An 18,199-nucleotide genomic window follows, 5' to 3' on the forward strand; every position below is an offset into this window, starting at 1 on the left:
GGTAGCGACGGGGCGTTGGCATCCATGGGTTTTCGGCGACGCTATAATATCACGCAGCGGCGAGGCTCCTGTTTGTCTCCTCGTCTGCCTGACGACAGGGAGTTCCATCGATGTTTGGCTCAGGGTCATACATGCTCTGGGTACTGTTGCCCAGCCTCGCCCTCTCGCTGTACGCGCAGTGGCGCGTGAAGAGCGCCTATGGCCGTTGGTCGCGCGTCGTGAACGCCCGCGGCCTGAATGGCGCCGCTGTGGCGCGTGCGATCATGGAGGCACGGGGCCTCACCCACGTTGGAATCGAGAGCATCCAAGGCGTGATGACGGATCACTACGACCCGCGCGGCAAGGTCATCCGGCTGTCCGAGTCCAGCGTCCAGCCCTCCGTCGCCGCGATGGCGATCGTGGCCCATGAACTCGGCCACGCCGAGCAGGACAAGGTGGGCGACGCGATGCTGAACCTTCGCGCGGCGCTCGTTCCGGCGGCAAACCTGGGGTCGGGGCTGGCGATGTGGTTGTTGATCGGCGGCTTCGCCTTGCAGTCGATGGGCTCAATCGGGCTCGGCGGCCTTGTCGCTTGGACCGGCGTGCTGATGTTCAGCGCGGCCGTCCTCTTCACGCTCGTCACGCTGCCCGTCGAGTTCGACGCCAGCCGGCGGGCCAAGCGCACGCTGGGCGAACTCGGCTTGGTGTCGGGGAGCGACGCGCAGGGCGTCAACGCCGTCCTCGACGCCGCGGCGCTGACCTATGTGGCGGCGGCGGCCGGGGCTGTGCTCCAGCTGCTGTACTGGGTCTCGCTGCTGACCGGTCGGCGCGATTAGCCTCCCGCGCACACCGACGGAAATCGCAACGGGCCCGCCGATGTCGGCGCGCGGCGAGAGCGCGATCGAAGGGCTCGACCCAAGACGCATCCAGGTGCTGTGCTGGTCGATCCTGCTCGTCGCGTTCACCATCTTCGTCGCACTGGCCGTCGGCGGACCATGGGCCGGCTGGCGATGGGCTCACTTGGCCACCCGCCGTGCGAACGCCGAGGTCCGGGTGACCGCCGGCGGCTTGGATCGCTGCCTGGGATCGGACTGCTTGCCGTCGCTGCGCGAGGACGAGTCATGGCAGGCGCCGGAGAATGCTACGCTCGAGCTCGCCGGGGGTGGGAACGCGGCCGCCTTCCTGCGCTTCGTCGACGGGTCGACCGCCCAGATCGAACGCTTCGGGCGCCTCCGCCTCACGCGTCTGCGCCGCCCCCTGTTCCCGTTCGGCATCCGCCGCCCGACGATCGCGCTGACCCTCGAGCCCGTGCCGGCCGGAACGGCGCTGCTGCGCGCCGGCGCTCGCTTCTACGACGGCCCGCCCGACCGCGCGCCGGACTACCACATCGATACGCCCCACGGTCGCGTTTCGCTTGCGCCCGAGACGCACGTGCAGCTGCGGCTGGACGACGACGTGCTGCGGGTGGCCGTCGCGATGGGGCAGGCGTCCGTCACGGCGAATGCCGAAACGAACGATGCGCCGCCGGCTCCTTCCGCCGCGACCCGCATGGTCGTCGTCCGGCGCGGTGAGCGGACGGTGATCCGGCGGGGTGCGTGGCCTTCGGCGGCCACCGATCGCCCCGAGAACGTCCTGCCGGACTCCGACTTCGACCGGCCGCCCGTCGAGGACGAGGGCTGGGTGGCTTCGCCTGTCGTCGCCGACACCGCGGCCCCACCGCAGCTGACACACGTGCTCACGCCGGGCGGCCGGACGGCGATGCGATTCGCGCGCGAGGGCTCGAACAAGACGCCGGCCGACCTCGTGCTGGCACGCGACTTCGAGGCGTTCGACCTCACGGACGCCACGTGGCTGAGCGTCGCCGCCACGGTGCGAATCGACCGCCAGTCGCTGCCGGGCGGGGGGGACCGCGCCGAGGAGTTCCCGCTGATCGTGACGCTCGTCGTCGGGGACGCGGCGGGAAACGAGCAGCGCTGGTTCACCGGCTTCTACAGTCTGGCGCCCGACCCGAGCGGCAGTGAGTTCGCCGGCGCGCGCGTGATCGAGGGGCGCGACGTCCAGGTCACGCCGCGCGAGTGGACCGCTTTCGACAGCGGCAACCTGCTCGACGCCGCGAACCGCCGCGGCTTCGCGGGGTGGTCGGCGGCGCCGGTGCGGCTGAAGCGGCTCGAGATCAAGGCGTCGGGGCACGATTTCGAGGCGTGGGTGGATCAGATCGAGGTGCGGTGGAAGTAGCCCGAACCGGCCGGGTGGTCGCTATGCGTCCAGCAGCCTCTCCTCATAGATCCGCCGAACGGTCGTCTCGATGTCAGGCTCCTTCAGCGCGAGGTCGACGACCTTCAACCGCTGCGTCACGCGGGCGATGAGGTCGGCGGCCGTCGTCGCATCACGATCGAAGGCATAGGTGATCCGCGGGCCGTCGCGGGCGATGACCTCGGCGCCATGGACGGCGAGGCGGGCGTCGTCCAGCCGAACGTCGCCGCCGGCGTCCGCCGCACCGTCGACATCCTCGGCCAAGTCGACGACGAGCTCGCGGCGGCCGCCGAAGCGCCGCTGGAGCTCGGTCAGGTTGCCGTCGTAGAGCAGCCGGCCACCGTCGATGATCAGGACACGGTCGCACAAGCGCTCGACATCGGCCAGATCGTGCGTCGTGAGGAGAACGGTCGTGCCGCGCTCGGCGTTCAGGTGGCGGATGAAGCGGCGGACGCGCTCCTTGGCGACGACGTCGAGGCCGATCGTGGGCTCGTCCAGGAACAGGACGTCCGGATCGTGCAGCATGGCCGCGGCGAAGTCGGCGCGCATGCGCTGGCCAAGGGACAGGGAGCGAACGGGTGATTGGAGGAACGCGTCGAGGTCGAGCAGGTCGCGGAAAGCGTCGAGGTTCGCTCGATATCGTTCGGGCGGGATGCGGTAGATGTAGCGCAGTAGGTCGAACGACTCGATGACCGGCAGGTCCCACCATAGCGACGTGCGCTGGCCGAACACGGCGCCGATCGTGGCCACGTGGGCGCGCCGCTCCCGCCACGGGATGCGGCCGGCGACGGTGACGTCGCCCGACGTCGGCACGAGCAGGCCGGTGAGCATCTTCAGCGTCGTCGACTTGCCGGCGCCGTTCGGGCCCAGGTAACCGACGAGCTCGCCGGGCGCGACGCTGAACGTGACGCCGTCGACGGCGCGGACCGTCGGCCGCCGGCGCACGGCGAAGTGCTTGGCGAGCTCGCTGACGGCGATGAGCGGCTCGTCGCGCCCCAATTCGCCGAACCGTTCGTTCATGTGCCCGTGCTCCGGTAGTGGCGGATGCCGATTCGCCAGATCGCCATCGCGCCGGCGAACGCGCCCAGGCCGATGAGCGGGCCGATGAAGCGCACCCACGGCGGCATGCCGGTCGGGTCGGGCTTGTCGAGCACGTAGAGCGTCGGGTAGTAGGCCAGGAAAAGCGTCGGGACGATGTAGGTGAAGAAGCGCCGCAGCCCGAGCGGGTAGATGTGGGCCGGGTATTGGTTCAGCTCGTGGCCGCCGTAGGTCAGGATGTTCATCGCCTCGATCGAATCGACGGTCCAGAACGTGACGGTCGAACCGATGACGAAGAGGGCGGCGAAGAAGGCCAGCTGGCCGAGGACGACGAGCGGCAGGAAGGCGAGCTTGGCGGCGGTCCATTGGACGTCGACAAGCCACAGCGCCAGGCCGAAGACCGCGACGCCCTCGGCGATCGCCCCAACGCGCATGAGGACGAAGCGCGAGCCGAGGACCTGAAGGGTGAGCGGCGCCGGCCGGAGCAGGATCGCGTCGAACGTGCCTTTGCGGACGTGTTCGCCGAATGCCGGTGGGTCGAAGCCGCTGAAGAGCATGTCCATCGTCTTGAAGGAAACGGCGGTCAGGCCGCCCATGAACGCGACCTCGCCCAGCGTCCAGCCTCCGAGCGTCTCGAAGCGGACGAACAGCGCGGCCAGCGCACCGAACTCGAATCCGAACATGAGGAACGACGAGACGACGTCCATCGTGAACGAGACGCGGTACTGGAGCTGTGAGCGCACCTGCGCGCGGACGAGCCGGATGAGCAGGCCAAGGTGGTGGCGCAGTCCGGACAGGACGTCGTCGCGCGCATCCATCGTCGACATCGTCGTTGCCCTCAACCGCCGAGGATGACGAGGCGACGCACGCCGGCGCGCAGGACGAGGGCGCCGGCGACGAGGAGCGCGGCGGCCCAGGCGGCCTGGATCGCGAGGAGGCGCACCACATTGTCTCCCTGCTGTAAGCCCAGATACACCTCCGTGATCGCGTTGACGGTGTAGGCGAACGGCGTCAGTGCGCAGAGCCGTTGCAGCCAGTCCGGGAAGTAGCGCAGCGGGAACAGGAACCCCGATGCGAACCAGCTGAGCGAAAAGACGAAGCGGATGATCCCTCGCGCGTCGGGCGACCAGAAGGCGCTGAGGTTCGACAGGAAGCGCCAGCCGAAGCTGATCAGCCACGCCAGCACGGCGCACAGGCCTGTGGCCGCCCACATCGCGCCGCCCTGCGGCCACACGAAGTGCGTGCCGGCGGGGGCGATCCACGGGAACAGGAGGACGTAGCCGATGAGCATCGGCACGCCGCGCAGCAGGAACTGCGTGAGCGCGCGGCCGAAGTCGTTGGCCAGCCAGTACGTCAGGTAGCCGATCGGACGGAGCAGGTCGCCCGCGATCTCGCCCGAGTGGACGCTGCGCATCACGTCGAACCAGCTGAACGCCGCCAGCGGGCCGATGACGGCCTGGCTGAGCGCGGTGAACGTGATGGCGGCGGGCAGCGTGATGCCGGCGGCCTCCGACCGGCCGTCGTAGAGCGCGGTGATCACGGCGACGCGGACCATACCGAAAAAGAAGTTCGTCAGCAGGCCGGCGGCGGCGGCGGCGCGGTACGTGAGGTGGCGGCGGAAGCTCTGGCGGGCGATGGCGAGAAAGACCATGGCGGGATTGTGCCACGCCAAGCGGCGCGGGCCCCGGCCGACCAGAGCCCGCGCCGCGATCGATCAGGCGTCGTGGATCCCGAGATCCTTCCCGGTCTCGAGCAGCGTCTTCAGCCCGCTCAAGATCATCGCCCAGCCGCCGCCGCCTTCGACCATCGGGGCCGACCCGCCGACCTGCTCGGCCGTGAGCGGCGCGCCCTCGAGCTCGTGCGTCACGGTGAGGCGCGTGATCCCGCCGATCTCCTCCGCCGTCTCCCACGTGAGGCGCGTGTAGCCTTCGGCGATGATCTCCGGGCTCCAGTTGAAGCGCCACGTCTGGACGAGCCGCCGCGGCGGGTCCGCCTCGAGGACCTCGCCGTCCACGAGAAGCTCCGGGAGGCCCATCGCCATCATGTTGGCGTCGGCGATACCGCGGTAGGCGCCGCCGGGTCGGAGGTCGTACTCGCTGTGGCCGGGGTAGCCGTAGCGCGCGTTCCACTCGGGCTGGGTGATGGCATCCCAGACCTGCTGCGGCGTGGCCTGGATGTAGACGCGGTGGACCTGGGTGGTCGCGGCCGCCTTCGTCGGCGGGGCGGTGTCGGGGCCGGTCATGTCCGAAGCTGTCATGATCTATGTGTCCTCCAGTTCCTTCTTGAGGTCGGTGAGCGCCGTGATCCGACGCTCGGTGAACTTGTCGATCCACCGGTCGTGGATCAGCCGGATCGGCACGGGGTTCAGGTAGTGCAGCTTCTCCCGGCCGGACCGGCGCGTGACGATGAGGTTCGCCTCCTCGAGCACGCGCAGGTGCTTCATCACCCCGAATCGCGTCATCTCCAGCGTGGACTCGAGCTCGGTCAGCGTGCGGCCGTCACGCTCGAAGAGCCGGTCGAGCAGGATGCGACGCGTCGGGTCGGCGAGCGCCTTGAAAACACGGTCGTCGTCCGTCATGGGGGGATCATATGTGACCGAACGGTCACGGGTCAACCGAACGGCAGGGGCACGGCATGCTGTTTGACCCTACCGTTCGGTTATTGGGTGCCGACGTCGCGGGCTCGCTGGGTCGCGTGGATCGTGCGAACGTGCTCCAATCCGTTTCGCCTCGATCCGTGGCGTGCGGTATTGTGCGGGCAGCCTAGACGATGCCCCGCCGCCACGCGACTGTACGGACAACGAACCGGGATTGGACGTGCAACAATGCGAATGCGCCAGCGAGTTGTCCCTTCTACATGCACCTGGACCACGCGTGCGTCGGTCTTCGTGGGTGCGATGGGTGGCCCCCGTGCGATCGTTGCGGCCGGTGCGATCGTCGCAGCCGGCGCAGTCGCCACGATCGGCGCTGTCGGCGCGGTCTCGACGGCGCGTGCCGCGCTCGATCGCCCGCTGCGCCTCGTGCTCGACGGGCGGCGGTGGGATGCCTCGGTCATCGGCGGTCCGGCGGTGCTCGACAGCCGCTCGGCCGGACTCGACGCGGCCGCGGGCCGGGTCGCATGGCTGCCCTACGCGCCCGAGCAGTCGACGGATCCCGAGGGGGCGTCCGGCACGCCGGTCGTCGAAGTAGGCGCCTCCGACGGCTGGCCGGCAACAGCTCGGTGGACGCTCGGCCTCGGCGCCTGGGCCGTCCGCACCGACGGCCAACGGATCGTCGTCGCCGGCCAGCGCGCGACGGGCGTCAACCGCGACCGTCCGGTGACGATCGGCGTCTACGGCGTGGTCGACGACGGCACGGTCAGCGGCGTCGGCGCGGTCGACATCGACGGTTGGCCTTCCAAGATCGAGGTCTTCGGCGACCGGGCGTACACGCTCGAGGACCGGCACGACCTTCGGGTCATCGACCTGTCCGATCCCGCACGGCCGCGCGCGTCGGGCCGATGGAATGTCGGGAGCCGCCCGGACGAGATCGCCGCGGGTCCCGGCGGCGCGGTCTATCTGTTGTACGAAGATCGAGTGGACGTCGTCGACACGCGCGACATGGTCAAGCCGCGCCGAGCGGGCACGCTGCCGGGGCTGCGGCGCGGACGCGGCCTCGCAGTTTCGCCCGACGGACGCATTCTCTGGGTGGTCGACGAGGAATGGCAGCGTGCGTTCGTCGCGGATGGAAAGATCATCGGCTTCGATCTGGCCGATCCACTGCACCCCGTGCCCGCCGCATCGACGACGTTGCCGGGCCTGCGCGACTTCGGCGACGGCGTCATCGCCGACTTCGGCCCGATCATGGTCGATGCGAACGAACGCTGGCTCGCGCTTACCGCCGATGGACTGGCCGTGTTCGACGTGAGCGATCCCCTCCGCCCCGCCCTCGCGCTGCGCGCGCCGCTGCCCCGGCGCGCGGTCGGGCTGGCCCTGGACGGCGACGGTCTCTACATCGCCGAGGCCGTCAGCATGGTGGGCGAGCGGCCGGCGGTGGCGCGGTTCCGGCTCAGCGACGGTTCGGAGTGGTCGGCGACGATCGTGGCGCGCGCTTGGCTGCCGGTGACGTTCCGGTCGGGCGGCTGGCGATGATGACCAAGGTCAGCGTCATCACGCGCTGACCGAGCCCGCCGGCCCGCCGGTCGCCAATACCGCCGCCCCGATCGAGGGCCATGCCCGCCACCACCGCTCGAAGGTGCGCGTGCCCAGGATCGCCCAGGCCACGTCCGCCGCCGGGTCGCACCAGGCCAGGCAGCCGCTGGCGCCGACGTGGCCGAAGGAGTCGGGCGAGGCCTCGGCCGGCGTCCAATGGGGCGCCTTGTCGCCGCGCAGCTCGGCGCCGAGGCCCCATGGGCAGCGCGGCCAACGCAGCGACCCGAAGAGGCCGCCGCCGAGCCCGCCGGTCTGGTCGCGGGTGGCGTCGGCGAGGATGTCGGCGGGCAGGAAGCCGGCGGGCACACCGGCGTACGCCCGTACCAGCGCGAGCGCACCGGCGGCCGTCGTCAGCAGGCCGCCCCACGGCATGCCGAGCGATCGCCAGAAGGGCGAGTTGAAGGGCTCGAGCGCGGTGCCGGCATGGTCGCCGAGCTCGCCCGTCAGCACGGCCGGCGGGCGCGGCGGCTCGCTGCCGAGGGTGCCTTCGATGCCGAGCGGCGACAGCACGTGGGTTTCGAGCGCCTCGCGGATCGGCAGTCCGGTCCGCCGCTCGACGACGATGGCCAGCAGGCCGGAGCCGACGTTGCTGTACTGGACTTCGATCAGGGGCGCAGCCGCCGGCGGGGTCGCGAGGCAGGCGCGGACGAGAGCCGGCCAGTCGAGCCCCGGCGCGTACGGAGCAGCCTCGGGTGCGAGGTCGATCGGCAGGCCCGCCGTGTGGCTGAGCATGGTGCGAAGGGTCACGCCGTCCTGAGCGGCGGCGGCATCGGGCAGGTGCTTGGCCAGCGGATCGTCGAGCTCGAGCATCCCGTCAGCGACGAGGCGCAGGACCGCCAGCGCCGTCGCCAGCTTGGTGATCGAGGCCACCGGGAACAGCGAGTCCGTCGTCAAGGCGCGGCCGGCGGCGTCGGTGCCGAGCACGAGGTATTCGGGCACGTCGTGGCCGCGCGCCACGGCAAGGACGAGGCCGGGGACGGCGCGGTTGTGTAGGGCGGCTTCGGCGAGGGGGGCGATACGGGATTGCCAGGACATGGTCGGCCCTCCTGCAGATGGGGAGGCGGCTGGACGGGACCGATTCTACTGCGTGGTGGAAACGGATCTGGACCCGCACTCCCCCGCCCGCCCCAGCAACAACGCCCGCTCCCGCCCGTTGCGCGTCATCCCCGCCGCCCGCTCGAACTCCGCGCGCGCCTCGTCGGAGCGCCCGAGCTTGGCCAGCAAGTCGCCCCGCACGCTCGGCAGCAGGTGGTATGCCTTGAGCGCCGGCTCCGCGACGAGCCCGTCGACGATCGCGAGGCCCTCCGCCGGACCGAACGCCATCGCCACGGCCACGGCGCGGTTCAGCTCGACGACGGGGGACGGGGCGAGTTGGGCGAGCGCGTCGTACTGCGCGGCGATGCGGCCCCAATCCGTATCCGTGGCGGTTCGCGCCCGAGCGTGGCAAGCGGCGATCGCGGCCTGGAGGGCGTACGGGCCGAGCGCACCGCCCTGTGCGGCGGCGAGCGCTGCCGCACGGTCGAGGGCTGCCAGGCCGCGGCGGATGAGGAGCTGGTCCCAGCGGCTACGGTTCTGGTCGAGCAGGAGGATCGGCTCGCCGGACGGGCCGACGCGCGCGTGCGTACGGGATGCCTGGATCTCGAGAAGGGCGACGAGGCCGTGCACTTCGGGCTCGCCGGGCGCGAGGCCGGCCAGGATGCGGGCCAGGCGGAGCGCCTCGTCGCACAGCGCCGGCCGGAGCCAGTCGTCCCCGGCGGTGGTCGAGTAGCCTTCGTTGAAGATCAGGTAGATGACCTCGAGGACGGACGAAAGGCGGGCGGCACGGTCGGCGCCGCGCGGGACCTCGAACGGGACGCGCGCCTCGGCAAGGGTCCGCTTGGCGCGGACGATCCGCTGCGCGACGGTCGCTTCGGCGACGAGGAAGGCGCGGGCGATCTCGTCCGTCGTCAGGCCGCCGAGGAGGCGGAGCGTGAGCGCGACACGCGCTTCCGTGGACAGGACGGGGTGGCAGGCGATGAAGACGAGCCGCAGCAGGTCGTCGCCGACGTCGTCATCGGCATCGACCCCGACCCCGTCGAGCGCCGCGTCGCGGTCCGCCGCGGCGTCGTCGTGCTCGGCCTCGAGGGTGTGCGCGATGGCCGCGTACTTCACGTCGAGCCGCTCGGCGCGCCGGAACTGGTCGATCGCCCGGTGCTTGGCCGCGGCCATGAGCCAGGCGCCCGGGTTGTCCGGGACGCCTGACTCAGGCCACTGCTTGAGCGCGCTGACGAGCGCGTCTTGGGCGAGGTCCTCGGCCAGGCCGACATCGCGGACGATGCGGGTGAGGCCGGCGATCAGGCGCGCGGACTCGATCCGCCAGACGGCGTCGATGGCGCGGTGGGTGGCGGACGTCGGCATGGTTCGATCATCACATATCCCACCGCGACGGTCATGTTTCACCTGGGCGATCGTCACGATTCACCCGGGTGACCGTCGCGACTCGCCTGAGTGACCGTCGCGATTCACCCGGGTAACCGTCAGGCTTCGGCGGGCGTCTGCGATGAGCAGGCCGCCGAGCAGCGCGGCGACCGCCTACGACGCCTGCTGCGCCTCCACCTTCGCCCGCAGCCGATCCTCCTGCTCACGCAGCTCCGGCGTGTACTCGGCGCCGAAGTCCTCGGCCTCGAACACCGGCCGGATCTCGATCTCGGACGGCCCGAGCATCGGGTTCGGGCAGCGCTTCACCCACTCGATCGCCTCGTCCATCGACCGCACCTGCCAGAGCCAGAAGCCTGCGACAAGCTCCTTGGTCTCGGCGAACGGGCCGTCGACGACGGTGCGGTTCGTGCCCGCGAACTGGACGCGGGCGCCCTTCGTGCTCGGATGGAGGCCCTCGCCGGCCAGCATGATGCCGGCGTTTACGAGCTGCTCGTTGTAGGCGCCCATCTCGGTCATCCGCTGCTCGCTCGGCATGACGCCGGCTTCGGAATCCGCGGTGGCCTTCACGATCACCATGACGCGCATCGTTCGCTCTCCTTGTCGCTGGTTACTGGTTCGAGTTCTGGTTGCGAGGCCCGCTTGACCGGCCTCTACACCAGCGTCGAACGGCGCGACGCGAAATCGACATGGCGGGCCGAAGTCCGTCGCGACTTGTCCGGATGCACTCACGCGCCCGTCGGGTCTAACACGTCGCATGGATCCGCAGGGAAATCTAGCACGCCACCGCGGCTGTGGTCACGCTTGCCACCCTCTGATAAACTGCCTCTATGTTGACCCCACCGCCCCTTCCACCACCCACGGTAACCGCAGCCCACCGCGCCACCGTCCGCCGCCGCAACGCCGAAGACGCCGCCGCCCGCGCCGCCAAGCGCGATCGCGCATGGTCGGCCGCACGCTCCTGCGCGGCGCTCCTCCGCGAGCGCTTCGGCGCCGAGCGTATCGTGGTGTTCGGGTCTCTGATCGAGAACGAGGGGCGCTGGTTTGGCACCCGCTCCGACATCGACCTTGCCGCGTGGGGCATTCGGGACGACGACTACTTCACGGCGGTAGGTCAGTTGCAGGGCGTCGCCGCCGAGTTCGGAGTCGACCTCGTGGCCATGGAGCGCTGCCCGGATCATCTGAGGGCGACGGTCGAGGAATACGGGGTGGCGCTGTGAGGCCAAGCTACCGGACGCTGGCCGGCCGCATCAGGCAGGAGATGCCCGCCCTGGCGCGTGTGACCCAGCGCGCTGCAGGATCGCTGGCGGCGGCACGGCACGCTGATGACGATCGCTACGTCGACGCGGCAGCGCTCAACCTCCACGCATTCTATTCAGGCGTCGAGCGGCTGTTCGAGCAAGTGGCGCGGCAGGTGGACGACACCTTGCCCGAAGGGCCGAGTTGGCACGCCGAACTCCTGGCCCAAATGGCCGCCCCGGTCACGGACGTCCGGCCGCCGGTCATCACTTCCGACCTACACGCCACGCTCGATCGCTACCGCGGCTTTCGGCACGTAGTGCGCAACGCCTACACCTACAACCTCGATGCCGGGCAAATCGATGTGCTGGTTACGGACGTTGGAGTCACGATGGCGATGGTGACGGCCCAGTTGGCGGCATTTGCCGATTGGTTGGACGCGGCTGCAGTGGAGTAGCGCGGTGTCGAACGCCTGAGCGTCGTTCACGCCCCCGGGGGGGGGGGCCCGGGGGGGTTGCCCCGGGGGGGGGGGTGGTGCGGGGGGGGGCGCCGGGGGGGGGGGGGGGGGGGGGGGGGGGGGGGCGGGGGGGGGGGGGGGGGGGGGGGGGGGGCGACGCCGCACGCTGCGGGAACCACCGTCGCCAGCTCCCGCGTGCTCGCCTGGCGGCGGATGACGGCGAGTGGATGTGGCACTACGTGCGCGGTTCGGACGTCAATCGCCATCGTGCCTCGCCGTTTCTGATCACGCGCTGAAGGGCATGAACACCTGCCGAATGAAGTCGCGCTCGGGAACCTCGCGGTCGTCGAACGCGCGCAGAAGGTCGGTCGGGTCGTAGGGTTCCGAAGCGATCGATAGTTCCCAATCGTCGGCGGCCCGGACGTCCAGGAATGCGACCCGCGCCACCGGTGTCGGCGCGCAGCCGACCGAACCTGGGTTCACGTAGCGCGTCGCGGCGCCCGTCAGGTCGGCGGCGGTGTGATCGTGCCCGTAGAACGTCATCCACGCCCCGCCCCCGAACAACGCGTCGGCCTCCTCGCCCGTCCGCGGCGCAAATCGAGCCGAGAGGAACTCGTCGTTCGGCCGGAGCGGGAAGTGCAGGAGTTCGATCGCGCCGGCCGGCGTCTCGAGCCGCAGGTTGTACGGCCAGGCGGCGACGACGCCGCGCAGCTCGTCGCCCAGCTGGGCGTGCGTCCAGACTTGGTGCGCCCGCTCGCCGACGCTCATCCAGTCCGGCCGCGGGTCGGGCAGGCCGAAGGCGTACCAGGCGTCGTGGTTGCCCATCAGGCAGCGCGTGGCGGGGCGGGCGAGGAGGAGCTCGAGGCACTCGCGCGGGTAGGGGCCGGTGCCGATCGCGTCGCCGGTGTGGACGGTGAGGTCGGGGGCAAAGCGGTCGACGGCGGCGAGGGCGGCGCGGAGGGCGGGGAGGTTGGCGTGGGCGTCGGTGAGGATGGCTAGGCGCATGGTGTTCTGACGTTCATGCAAAGTGTCGTGCGATGGGCGAGCGCCCAAAGATGCTACAACGCAACGTCTAGCGGTGCCTGCTTCACGGCGCTGACACGTAACACGGAAAAGCCGAGCACATTGCCCTCCTCGTCAACCTTCTCCATCACCTGATCATTCGTTGTCTCCCGAAAGAACCCTGGCCTGTTATCGAAGATCACCTCAAGGAAGTCACCCTCCGCGTCATACCAGATCTTCACTTTTCGTTTGGCGAGGGCCATATCGGCACTCCTTGCTTGACCCGGTCGGTCAGATAGGCGGTTAGGACAAACGCATCATGTTCGAGGGTCTTCCTCGATGGCCGCTTCCATCGACACCATCTCGGGGTGGTCGAGAATATGGGCGCGTCGCTCATCCGTGAAGCGGATAGCCAGGCCCTGGAAGTCGTGAAGGAGGATCATGCGTCCGGGGTTGATGGGGCCATCACGTACTTGGTCAAGGCTCGCCCATGCATCGGCGGCAACTCCATCTGTAGCGGGGTGAGCAAGCACAAGTCCACGACGAGCATGGTACGCGCTCGCCGAAGCCGAGCCAAGGCGGCTGGCGAATCCAATGGTGATCAGAGCCCGAACCACGCTCGAACGAGCGGCAACCGCGCCCCGAGCTCGCCCGCCAACGCCGGCGGTGCGGCGAGCGGCACCCAATACAGTTCGAACGCCACCGGCGGCCCGCCGTCCGAGCGATGCGCCTCGACATGGCGCCAGCGTTCGCGACGGGCGCCGTCGACCGCATCGACCGCATCGACCCCATCGCCTGCATCGACAACCGCGTGGAAGAAGTGTCGCCGCGCCGTCGCCTCGACGCCGTAGGGCCGCAGGTCCACGTCCTCGATGCCCAGCGCGGCGACGAGCCGAATGCCCTCCAGCCCGGTCTCTTCGTACGCCTCACGCAGCGCGGCGGCCGCCACGGCCTCGCCGTCGTCGACCGTCCCGGCGGGCACCTGGGTGCCGGCGGCCGGGTGATCGACATGGTCGAAGACGAGCAACTGGGGCGTCGCCGCCGGGCCGTCGAGGCGGGTGATGTAGACGACGGCCTTGCGGATGATCAACTCCGCGACTCCGAGTTCAACCGGAACCAGTCGGCGATGGCGCCTTCGGAGTATTGTCCATCGATCATCCCGATGACGATGTCATACGCATCCGGTTCCGACGCCGTGAGCTGCAGACCGTTCCAGACGAGAAACGTCGCCGCCGCGGCGAAAGCCACCCGCTTGTTTCCGTCGACATAGCCGTGATTCATGGCGAGGCCAAACAAGTAAGAGGCGGCCAGGGCCGGAAGATCGGAGTCCGGTTCGTACGCGAGACGTTGTTGCGGGCGCATGAGCGCGGACTCGATCAAGTCATCGCCGCCAGCGCGAACACCGGGTGAGCCGCCATGCTCGCGAAGCATTTCCTCATGCATCACGTCCACGAGCCTACGCGACAACCATCGGGGTTCGCTCACGGGCTACTCCGCAAGGCGCTTCAACGTGTTCCTGTATTGCCGCCGAACGTGATCGAACGCCTTGATTGCGTCGCTGAACGCAGGGTCGTATGGAGTGAGGAGGACGCCTCCATCCGTCTCGATCGCGAAGATGGTGTCTCCAGGCTTAACGTGAAGTCGATCCGCCATGTCCTTGGGAAGCGTGGCCGTAACCGACCCGCCAGCCTGCCGCAACGTGATCTCCCGTACCATGCGCATCCTCCATGATGAGAAGCTCCGAGTGTAGCACAATGGTGCTACATGGGCGGCTTGACCCCCCGCCCACCCTCTGCGCTATAGTGCCGCCGTTCCCATCGTGACCCCGTGACGCTCGATGGCACACGTTCGCGCCCATTCCTGCCGACCCTCCCTCGAAAGGCCCAAGCCGCGCCACCCACCCCGCCCCCGGTCCCGCGCCGACCGACCCCGAGCAGCCAAGCACCAGGACTCCCCCATCGCCCGCACCGCACCCAGTGCGCCGCCGTTCGACGACGATCGACGAGGCGCCCGCCGTGCGACGGGCACCCCGCGGCGGGTAGCGGCCGACGCCGGGGCGGGCAGAGTCGACGAGGTGGAGGTTCCCGGACGCGCCGGGCTAACCCGCGGCAACGGGCGACGAATCGTCGTCGCAAGCGGCCGAGAACGGGGAACATTCGACAGATCGGTGGATGCCTCCTGGGCCGGCACAGCCCAAGGTCTGCTCTCCTGAACCCAACAAGCCGCCGCCAAAACCACCGGGTGACCGGCGGGACAACGCGGCCGGCAGTGCCCCCGACGTTGAAACGAATCAGGAGAGTCCCCATGTGCGGAATCGTCGGCTACGTCGGCGGGCGCGATGCCCTGCCGATCCTCCTCGACGGCCTGTCCCGCCTCGAGTACCGCGGCTACGACTCGGCGGGCGTCGCGATCATCGACGACACCAGCCAGCTTGCCGTCCGCAAGGCCGCCGGCAAGCTGTCGGCCCTGCGCGACATCCTCGCCCTCGACGCCCCCGGCGGCCACCACGGCATCGGCCACACCCGCTGGGCCACCCACGGCGCGCCGACCACGCCCAACGCCCACCCGCACACCGCGGCCGACGGGCGGATCGCCGTGATCCACAACGGCATCTTCGAGAACCACGCCGTCGTGAAGGCCCGCCTCGTCGGCGAGGGGCACGCCTTCGCCTCCGAAACGGACACCGAGGTGTTGGCGCACCTGATCGCGGAAGCGGCAGCCTCGCCGACGGCGAATGGGTCACATGGGTCGCATGAGTCGCATGGATCGGTCGATGGATGGATATCGGGCGACGTCGACACGCGACGCGCCCGCTTCGCCTCCGCCGTCCGCACCGCCCTCGCCCAAGTCGAGGGCGCCTACGCCATCGCCGCCCTGTCGCCCGACGCCCCCGGCCTGATCGTCGCCGCGCGCAAGTTCAGCCCGCTCGTCGTCGGGCTCGGCGACGGCGAGAACTTCCTGGCCAGCGACATCCCGGCCCTGCTGCCCTACACCCGCCGCATCCTGATCGTCGAGGACGGCGAGTTCGTCGAATTGACGGCCGACGGCGTCCGGCTGTCGACGCTCGACGGGACGCCCGTCGAACGCGCGCCGATGATCATCGACTGGAGCGTCGAGGCCGCCGAGCGCGGCGGCTACCGCCACTTCGTGCGCAAGGAGATCGACGAGCAACCGCGCGCGCTCGCCGATACGCTACGCGGGCGGATCGCGGGCGGCCGCGTCGTCCTGCCCGAGCTCGACGCGCTCGACCTCGACGCGATTCGAAGGGTGACGATCGTCGCCTGCGGCACATCGGCCTACGCCGGCCTCGTCGGCGCGCGCCTGCTCGAGCGCTGGGCCAAGCTGCCGACGGACGTCGCCATCGCGAGCGAGTACCGCTACGGCGACGCCCTCGTCGGCCCCGACACGCTCGTGATCGGCATCACGCAGAGCGGCGAGACGGCCGACACGCTGGCCGCGCTGCGCCGCGCCAAGGCCGCCGGCGCGCCGACGCTGGCGCTGTGCAACATCGTCGGCAGCTCGGTGACGCGGCTCGTCGACGCCACGCTGTTCCTCCAGGTCGGCCCGGAGATCGGCGTCGTCGCCACGAAGACGTTCACCGCCCAGCTCGCGCTCCTCACGCTCGTCAGCGTCGCGCTGGCGACGAAGCGCGGTGCGCTCGACGGCGACGAGGGGTCCTCGATCCTCCGCGACCTCGTCGCGATCCCGGACGCGATCCGCGCCGCCCTCGCCGTCGAGCCCGCCGTCGAGGCCCTCGTCGACGCGCTCGACATCACGGACGTCCGGTCGATGTTCTTCATCGGCCGCGGCTTCGGCTACCCCATCGCGCTCGAAGGCGCGCTGAAGCTCAAGGAGATCAGCTACATCCACGCCGAGGGCTACCCCGCCGGCGAGCTGAAGCACGGCCCGATCGCGATGCTCGACCCCGCCATCCCGGTCCTGGCCATCGCCACACCCAGCCCCGTCCACGAGAAGATCCTCTCGAACATCGAGGAGGTCCGCGCCCGCGGCGCCCGCACGATCGTCCTCGCCGCCCCGGGCGACGCCGCCTCGGCCGCCGTCGCCGACCACCTCCTCACCGTGCCGACCGTCCGCGAGGAGCTGTCCCCCCTCGTCGACGTCATCGCCGTTCAACTCCTCAGCTACCACGCCGCCGTCGCCCGCGGCTGCGACGTCGATCAGCCGCGCAACCTGGCCAAGAGCGTGACGGTGGAATGAACGGGATCGACGACGCGATGACCGGCCGGCGCTAGGCGATTCGCGATGAACGCTGAGCACCCGGGCCGCGGGCTGCGAATCGTCATGCTGGGCCCCTTCGGTCTCGGCCCCAAGATGACGATCCGCCGCCGCGCCCTGCCCGCCGCCCGGGCGCTCGCTGCGCGCGGCCACGCCGTCACGCTCCTCCTGCCGCCGTGGCACACACCCGCCGAGGCCGACCGCGCCTGGGACGACGACGTCCCGGGCGTGCGGATCGTCCACGTCGCGCTGGCCGGCCTGCGCATACCGATCGTCGGCCACGCCATCGTCGCGGCCCGCATGGCCCGCATGGCCCTCGCGCTCGAACCCGACATCGTTCACGCCTTCAAGCCCAAGGCCTACAGCGGCCTGGCGGCGACGATGTTGTGGCTCGGGCGGCAATCACGAATGCTGCGATTGTGGCCGCTAAGCCCGTCGCGTCGCGATGCCGCCCGCCCCTTCCGCCTGATCGTCGACACGGACGACTGGGAGGGCGCCGGCGGCTGGAACGACCTCGAACGCTACAGCCGCGCCCAGCGCGCCGTCTTCGCGTGGCAGGAGCGCTGGGGACTGACCCATGCCGATCACGTGACCGTCGCCAGCCGGGCGCTCGAGGGATTGGCGTGGGCGATGGGCGTGCCGCCGGCGCGGGTGATGTACCTGCCGAACGCGATGGACGACAGTCTGGGAATCGACGGCGGCGACCCCGTCGCCGCGACGTCGGCGAACCACGGACGATCCACATCGCCTCGCCCGCCCACGCTCCTCCTCTACACCCGCTTCTTCGAGTTCGCCCTCGACCGCCCGCTCGACGTTCTCGCCCGCGTCCGCGCTGCCGTGCCGGACACGCGACTGATCGTCGCCGGCACGGGCTTGTTCGGCGAGGAGCGACGCTTCGCGGAACTGGCGGCGCGTCGCGGTCTGGCCGATGCCGTCGAGATGCGCGGCTGGCTCGACCCGCAGGCCGCCGCCGCGACGTTCGCCGAGGCTGACATCGCCCTCTACCCCTTCGATGACACCCTCGTCAACCGCACGAAATCGCCGTTCAAGCTCCTCGAGCTGATGAGCGCCGGTCTCCCGATCGTCGCCGACGCCGTCGGAGAGCTGCGCGAGGTGATCGTCGACGGCGTGAGCGGGCGCGTCGTCGCCGCGGGCGACGACGGCGCGATGGCCGAGGCCGTCGTGGCCCTGTTGCGCGATGGATCGCTTCACGCACGCCTCGGTGACGGGGCACGGACGCGGGTTTCCGAGGCATACGTCTGGTCGACGCGGGCCATGTCTCTGGAGCGTGCGTACGACCAAGCGATGTCGTTTCAGCCCACGACGCGTTCCATTCCAACGCATCCCCCATAACCCAGACCCCCCCTTCCGCGTCTAACCCCGCGGAGGCC

20 protein-coding genes are annotated in these 18,199 nt (G+C 70.2%); 7 read left to right on the forward strand and 13 right to left on the reverse strand.

Annotated elements, in window-relative coordinates; all coding sequences use genetic code 11:
• Nucleotides 1–110: 110 nt before the first annotated feature.
• The gene (locus tag IPG72_00520; protein MBK6767527.1) at nucleotides 111–815 is read left to right on the forward strand and encodes a zinc metallopeptidase; all 705 of its coding nucleotides are present in this window, start codon (nucleotides 111–113) and stop codon (nucleotides 813–815) included.
• Nucleotides 816–855: 40 nt separating this feature from the next.
• On the forward strand, nucleotides 856–2,214 hold the full coding sequence (locus IPG72_00525) for a hypothetical protein (GenBank protein MBK6767528.1): 1,359 nt from the start codon (nucleotides 856–858) through the stop codon (nucleotides 2,212–2,214).
• Nucleotides 2,215–2,235: 21 nt separating this feature from the next.
• Here the strand turns inward: IPG72_00525 and IPG72_00530 are convergent, their stop codons facing one another.
• The 5 genes from IPG72_00530 to IPG72_00550 form a co-directional block, all read right to left on the reverse strand.
• The gene (locus IPG72_00530; GenBank protein MBK6767529.1) at nucleotides 2,236–3,252 is read right to left on the reverse strand and encodes an ATP-binding cassette domain-containing protein; all 1,017 of its coding nucleotides are present in this window, start codon (nucleotides 3,250–3,252) and stop codon (nucleotides 2,236–2,238) included.
• Complete coding sequence (locus tag IPG72_00535; protein ID MBK6767530.1) at nucleotides 3,249–4,088, reverse strand: ABC-2 family transporter protein; 840 nt, start codon at nucleotides 4,086–4,088, stop codon at nucleotides 3,249–3,251. Before IPG72_00535 ends, IPG72_00530 begins: the two co-directional genes overlap by 4 nt.
• A gap of 20 nt (nucleotides 4,089–4,108) precedes the next feature.
• On the reverse strand, nucleotides 4,109–4,921 hold the full coding sequence (locus IPG72_00540; protein MBK6767531.1) for an ABC-2 family transporter protein: 813 nt from the start codon (nucleotides 4,919–4,921) through the stop codon (nucleotides 4,109–4,111).
• 63 nt (nucleotides 4,922–4,984) lie between these two features.
• Complete coding sequence (locus IPG72_00545; protein ID MBK6767532.1) at nucleotides 4,985–5,512, reverse strand: SRPBCC family protein; 528 nt, start codon at nucleotides 5,510–5,512, stop codon at nucleotides 4,985–4,987.
• Between the two features lie 18 nt (nucleotides 5,513–5,530).
• Complete coding sequence (locus IPG72_00550; GenBank protein ID MBK6767533.1) at nucleotides 5,531–5,848, reverse strand: helix-turn-helix transcriptional regulator; 318 nt, start codon at nucleotides 5,846–5,848, stop codon at nucleotides 5,531–5,533.
• A 318-nt stretch (nucleotides 5,849–6,166) separates the two neighbouring features.
• Between IPG72_00550 and IPG72_00555 the strand changes: the two genes are divergently transcribed.
• Nucleotides 6,167–7,399, forward strand: a complete 1,233-nt coding sequence (locus IPG72_00555) for a hypothetical protein (protein MBK6767534.1) — start codon at nucleotides 6,167–6,169, stop codon at nucleotides 7,397–7,399.
• 18 nt (nucleotides 7,400–7,417) lie between these two features.
• On the opposite strand, the gene IPG72_00560 is transcribed toward IPG72_00555, so the two are convergent.
• The 3 genes from IPG72_00560 to IPG72_00570 form a co-directional block, all read right to left on the reverse strand.
• Nucleotides 7,418–8,494 carry a beta-lactamase family protein gene (locus IPG72_00560; protein MBK6767535.1) on the reverse strand — a complete coding sequence of 359 codons (1,077 nt, stop codon included), beginning with the start codon at nucleotides 8,492–8,494 and terminating at the stop codon, nucleotides 7,418–7,420.
• A gap of 45 nt (nucleotides 8,495–8,539) precedes the next feature.
• Nucleotides 8,540–9,856, reverse strand: a complete 1,317-nt coding sequence (locus IPG72_00565; protein MBK6767536.1) for an RNA polymerase sigma factor — start codon at nucleotides 9,854–9,856, stop codon at nucleotides 8,540–8,542.
• Nucleotides 9,857–10,030: 174 nt separating this feature from the next.
• Nucleotides 10,031–10,462: a YciI family protein gene (locus tag IPG72_00570; protein ID MBK6767537.1), complete on the reverse strand. Its 432-nt coding sequence runs from the start codon at nucleotides 10,460–10,462 to the stop codon at nucleotides 10,031–10,033.
• 242 nt (nucleotides 10,463–10,704) lie between these two features.
• On the opposite strand from IPG72_00570, the gene IPG72_00575 reads away from it, so the two are divergent.
• Both IPG72_00575 and IPG72_00580 read left to right on the forward strand, forming a co-directional pair.
• Nucleotides 10,705–11,094 (forward strand): nucleotidyltransferase domain-containing protein, encoded by a 390-nt coding sequence (locus tag IPG72_00575; protein ID MBK6767538.1) that lies wholly within the window; start codon nucleotides 10,705–10,707, stop codon nucleotides 11,092–11,094.
• 41 nt (nucleotides 11,095–11,135) lie between these two features.
• The gene (locus tag IPG72_00580; protein ID MBK6767539.1) at nucleotides 11,136–11,570 is read left to right on the forward strand and encodes a hypothetical protein; all 435 of its coding nucleotides are present in this window, start codon (nucleotides 11,136–11,138) and stop codon (nucleotides 11,568–11,570) included.
• Nucleotides 11,571–11,855: 285 nt separating this feature from the next.
• On the opposite strand, the gene IPG72_00585 is transcribed toward IPG72_00580, so the two are convergent.
• The 5 genes from IPG72_00585 to IPG72_00605 form a co-directional block, all read right to left on the reverse strand.
• Entirely contained in the window at nucleotides 11,856–12,575 is a 720-nt protein-coding gene (locus tag IPG72_00585; GenBank protein MBK6767540.1) for a metallophosphoesterase family protein, read from the reverse strand.
• A 53-nt stretch (nucleotides 12,576–12,628) separates the two neighbouring features.
• Nucleotides 12,629–12,835: a DUF2283 domain-containing protein gene (locus IPG72_00590; protein MBK6767541.1), complete on the reverse strand. Its 207-nt coding sequence runs from the start codon at nucleotides 12,833–12,835 to the stop codon at nucleotides 12,629–12,631.
• Between the two features lie 338 nt (nucleotides 12,836–13,173).
• Entirely contained in the window at nucleotides 13,174–13,635 is a 462-nt protein-coding gene (locus IPG72_00595) for an NUDIX domain-containing protein (protein ID MBK6767542.1), read from the reverse strand.
• A 23-nt stretch (nucleotides 13,636–13,658) separates the two neighbouring features.
• Nucleotides 13,659–14,015 (reverse strand): type II toxin-antitoxin system death-on-curing family toxin, encoded by a 357-nt coding sequence (locus IPG72_00600; protein MBK6767543.1) that lies wholly within the window; start codon nucleotides 14,013–14,015, stop codon nucleotides 13,659–13,661.
• A gap of 45 nt (nucleotides 14,016–14,060) precedes the next feature.
• Complete coding sequence (locus IPG72_00605) at nucleotides 14,061–14,288, reverse strand: AbrB/MazE/SpoVT family DNA-binding domain-containing protein (protein ID MBK6767544.1); 228 nt, start codon at nucleotides 14,286–14,288, stop codon at nucleotides 14,061–14,063.
• 588 nt (nucleotides 14,289–14,876) lie between these two features.
• Here IPG72_00605 and glmS point away from each other — a divergent pair.
• Together glmS and IPG72_00615 are read left to right on the forward strand one after the other, a co-directional pair.
• Entirely contained in the window at nucleotides 14,877–16,790 is a 1,914-nt protein-coding gene (glmS, locus tag IPG72_00610; GenBank protein ID MBK6767545.1) for a glutamine--fructose-6-phosphate transaminase (isomerizing), read from the forward strand.
• A 72-nt stretch (nucleotides 16,791–16,862) separates the two neighbouring features.
• Complete coding sequence (locus tag IPG72_00615) at nucleotides 16,863–18,161, forward strand: glycosyltransferase (protein ID MBK6767546.1); 1,299 nt, start codon at nucleotides 16,863–16,865, stop codon at nucleotides 18,159–18,161.
• Nucleotides 18,162–18,199 lie beyond the last annotated feature (38 nt).

Origin of the sequence: Candidatus Avedoeria danica, assembly GCA_016703025.1 — a bacterium.
Classification (GTDB): domain Bacteria; phylum Chloroflexota; class Anaerolineae; order Epilineales; family Epilineaceae; genus Avedoeria; species Avedoeria danica.

What these genes read in the sequence shown, in the direction of transcription:
- glmS (MBK6767545.1), top strand. Translation starts at nt 14,877, where the DNA reads ATGTGCGGAATCGTCGGCTACGTCGGCGGGCGCGATGCCCTGCCGATC.
- IPG72_00530 (MBK6767529.1), bottom strand. Translation starts at nt 3,252, where the DNA reads ATGAACGAACGGTTCGGCGAATTGGGGCGCGACGAGCCGCTCATCGCC.
- IPG72_00565 (MBK6767536.1), bottom strand. Translation starts at nt 9,856, where the DNA reads ATGCCGACGTCCGCCACCCACCGCGCCATCGACGCCGTCTGGCGGATC.
- IPG72_00550 (MBK6767533.1), bottom strand. Translation starts at nt 5,848, where the DNA reads ATGACGGACGACGACCGTGTTTTCAAGGCGCTCGCCGACCCGACGCGT.
- IPG72_00535 (MBK6767530.1), bottom strand. Translation starts at nt 4,088, where the DNA reads ATGGATGCGCGCGACGACGTCCTGTCCGGACTGCGCCACCACCTTGGC.
- IPG72_00525 (MBK6767528.1), top strand. Translation starts at nt 856, where the DNA reads ATGTCGGCGCGCGGCGAGAGCGCGATCGAAGGGCTCGACCCAAGACGC.
- IPG72_00590 (MBK6767541.1), bottom strand. Translation starts at nt 12,835, where the DNA reads ATGGCCCTCGCCAAACGAAAAGTGAAGATCTGGTATGACGCGGAGGGT.
- IPG72_00555 (MBK6767534.1), top strand. Translation starts at nt 6,167, where the DNA reads ATGGGTGGCCCCCGTGCGATCGTTGCGGCCGGTGCGATCGTCGCAGCC.
- IPG72_00545 (MBK6767532.1), bottom strand. Translation starts at nt 5,512, where the DNA reads ATGACCGGCCCCGACACCGCCCCGCCGACGAAGGCGGCCGCGACCACC.
- IPG72_00520 (MBK6767527.1), top strand. Translation starts at nt 111, where the DNA reads ATGTTTGGCTCAGGGTCATACATGCTCTGGGTACTGTTGCCCAGCCTC.
- IPG72_00585 (MBK6767540.1), bottom strand. Translation starts at nt 12,575, where the DNA reads ATGCGCCTAGCCATCCTCACCGACGCCCACGCCAACCTCCCCGCCCTC.
- IPG72_00575 (MBK6767538.1), top strand. Translation starts at nt 10,705, where the DNA reads ATGTTGACCCCACCGCCCCTTCCACCACCCACGGTAACCGCAGCCCAC.
- IPG72_00570 (MBK6767537.1), bottom strand. Translation starts at nt 10,462, where the DNA reads ATGCGCGTCATGGTGATCGTGAAGGCCACCGCGGATTCCGAAGCCGGC.
- IPG72_00600 (MBK6767543.1), bottom strand. Translation starts at nt 14,015, where the DNA reads ATGCATGAGGAAATGCTTCGCGAGCATGGCGGCTCACCCGGTGTTCGC.
- IPG72_00540 (MBK6767531.1), bottom strand. Translation starts at nt 4,921, where the DNA reads ATGGTCTTTCTCGCCATCGCCCGCCAGAGCTTCCGCCGCCACCTCACG.
- IPG72_00580 (MBK6767539.1), top strand. Translation starts at nt 11,136, where the DNA reads ATGCCCGCCCTGGCGCGTGTGACCCAGCGCGCTGCAGGATCGCTGGCG.
- IPG72_00605 (MBK6767544.1), bottom strand. Translation starts at nt 14,288, where the DNA reads ATGGTACGGGAGATCACGTTGCGGCAGGCTGGCGGGTCGGTTACGGCC.
- IPG72_00560 (MBK6767535.1), bottom strand. Translation starts at nt 8,494, where the DNA reads ATGTCCTGGCAATCCCGTATCGCCCCCCTCGCCGAAGCCGCCCTACAC.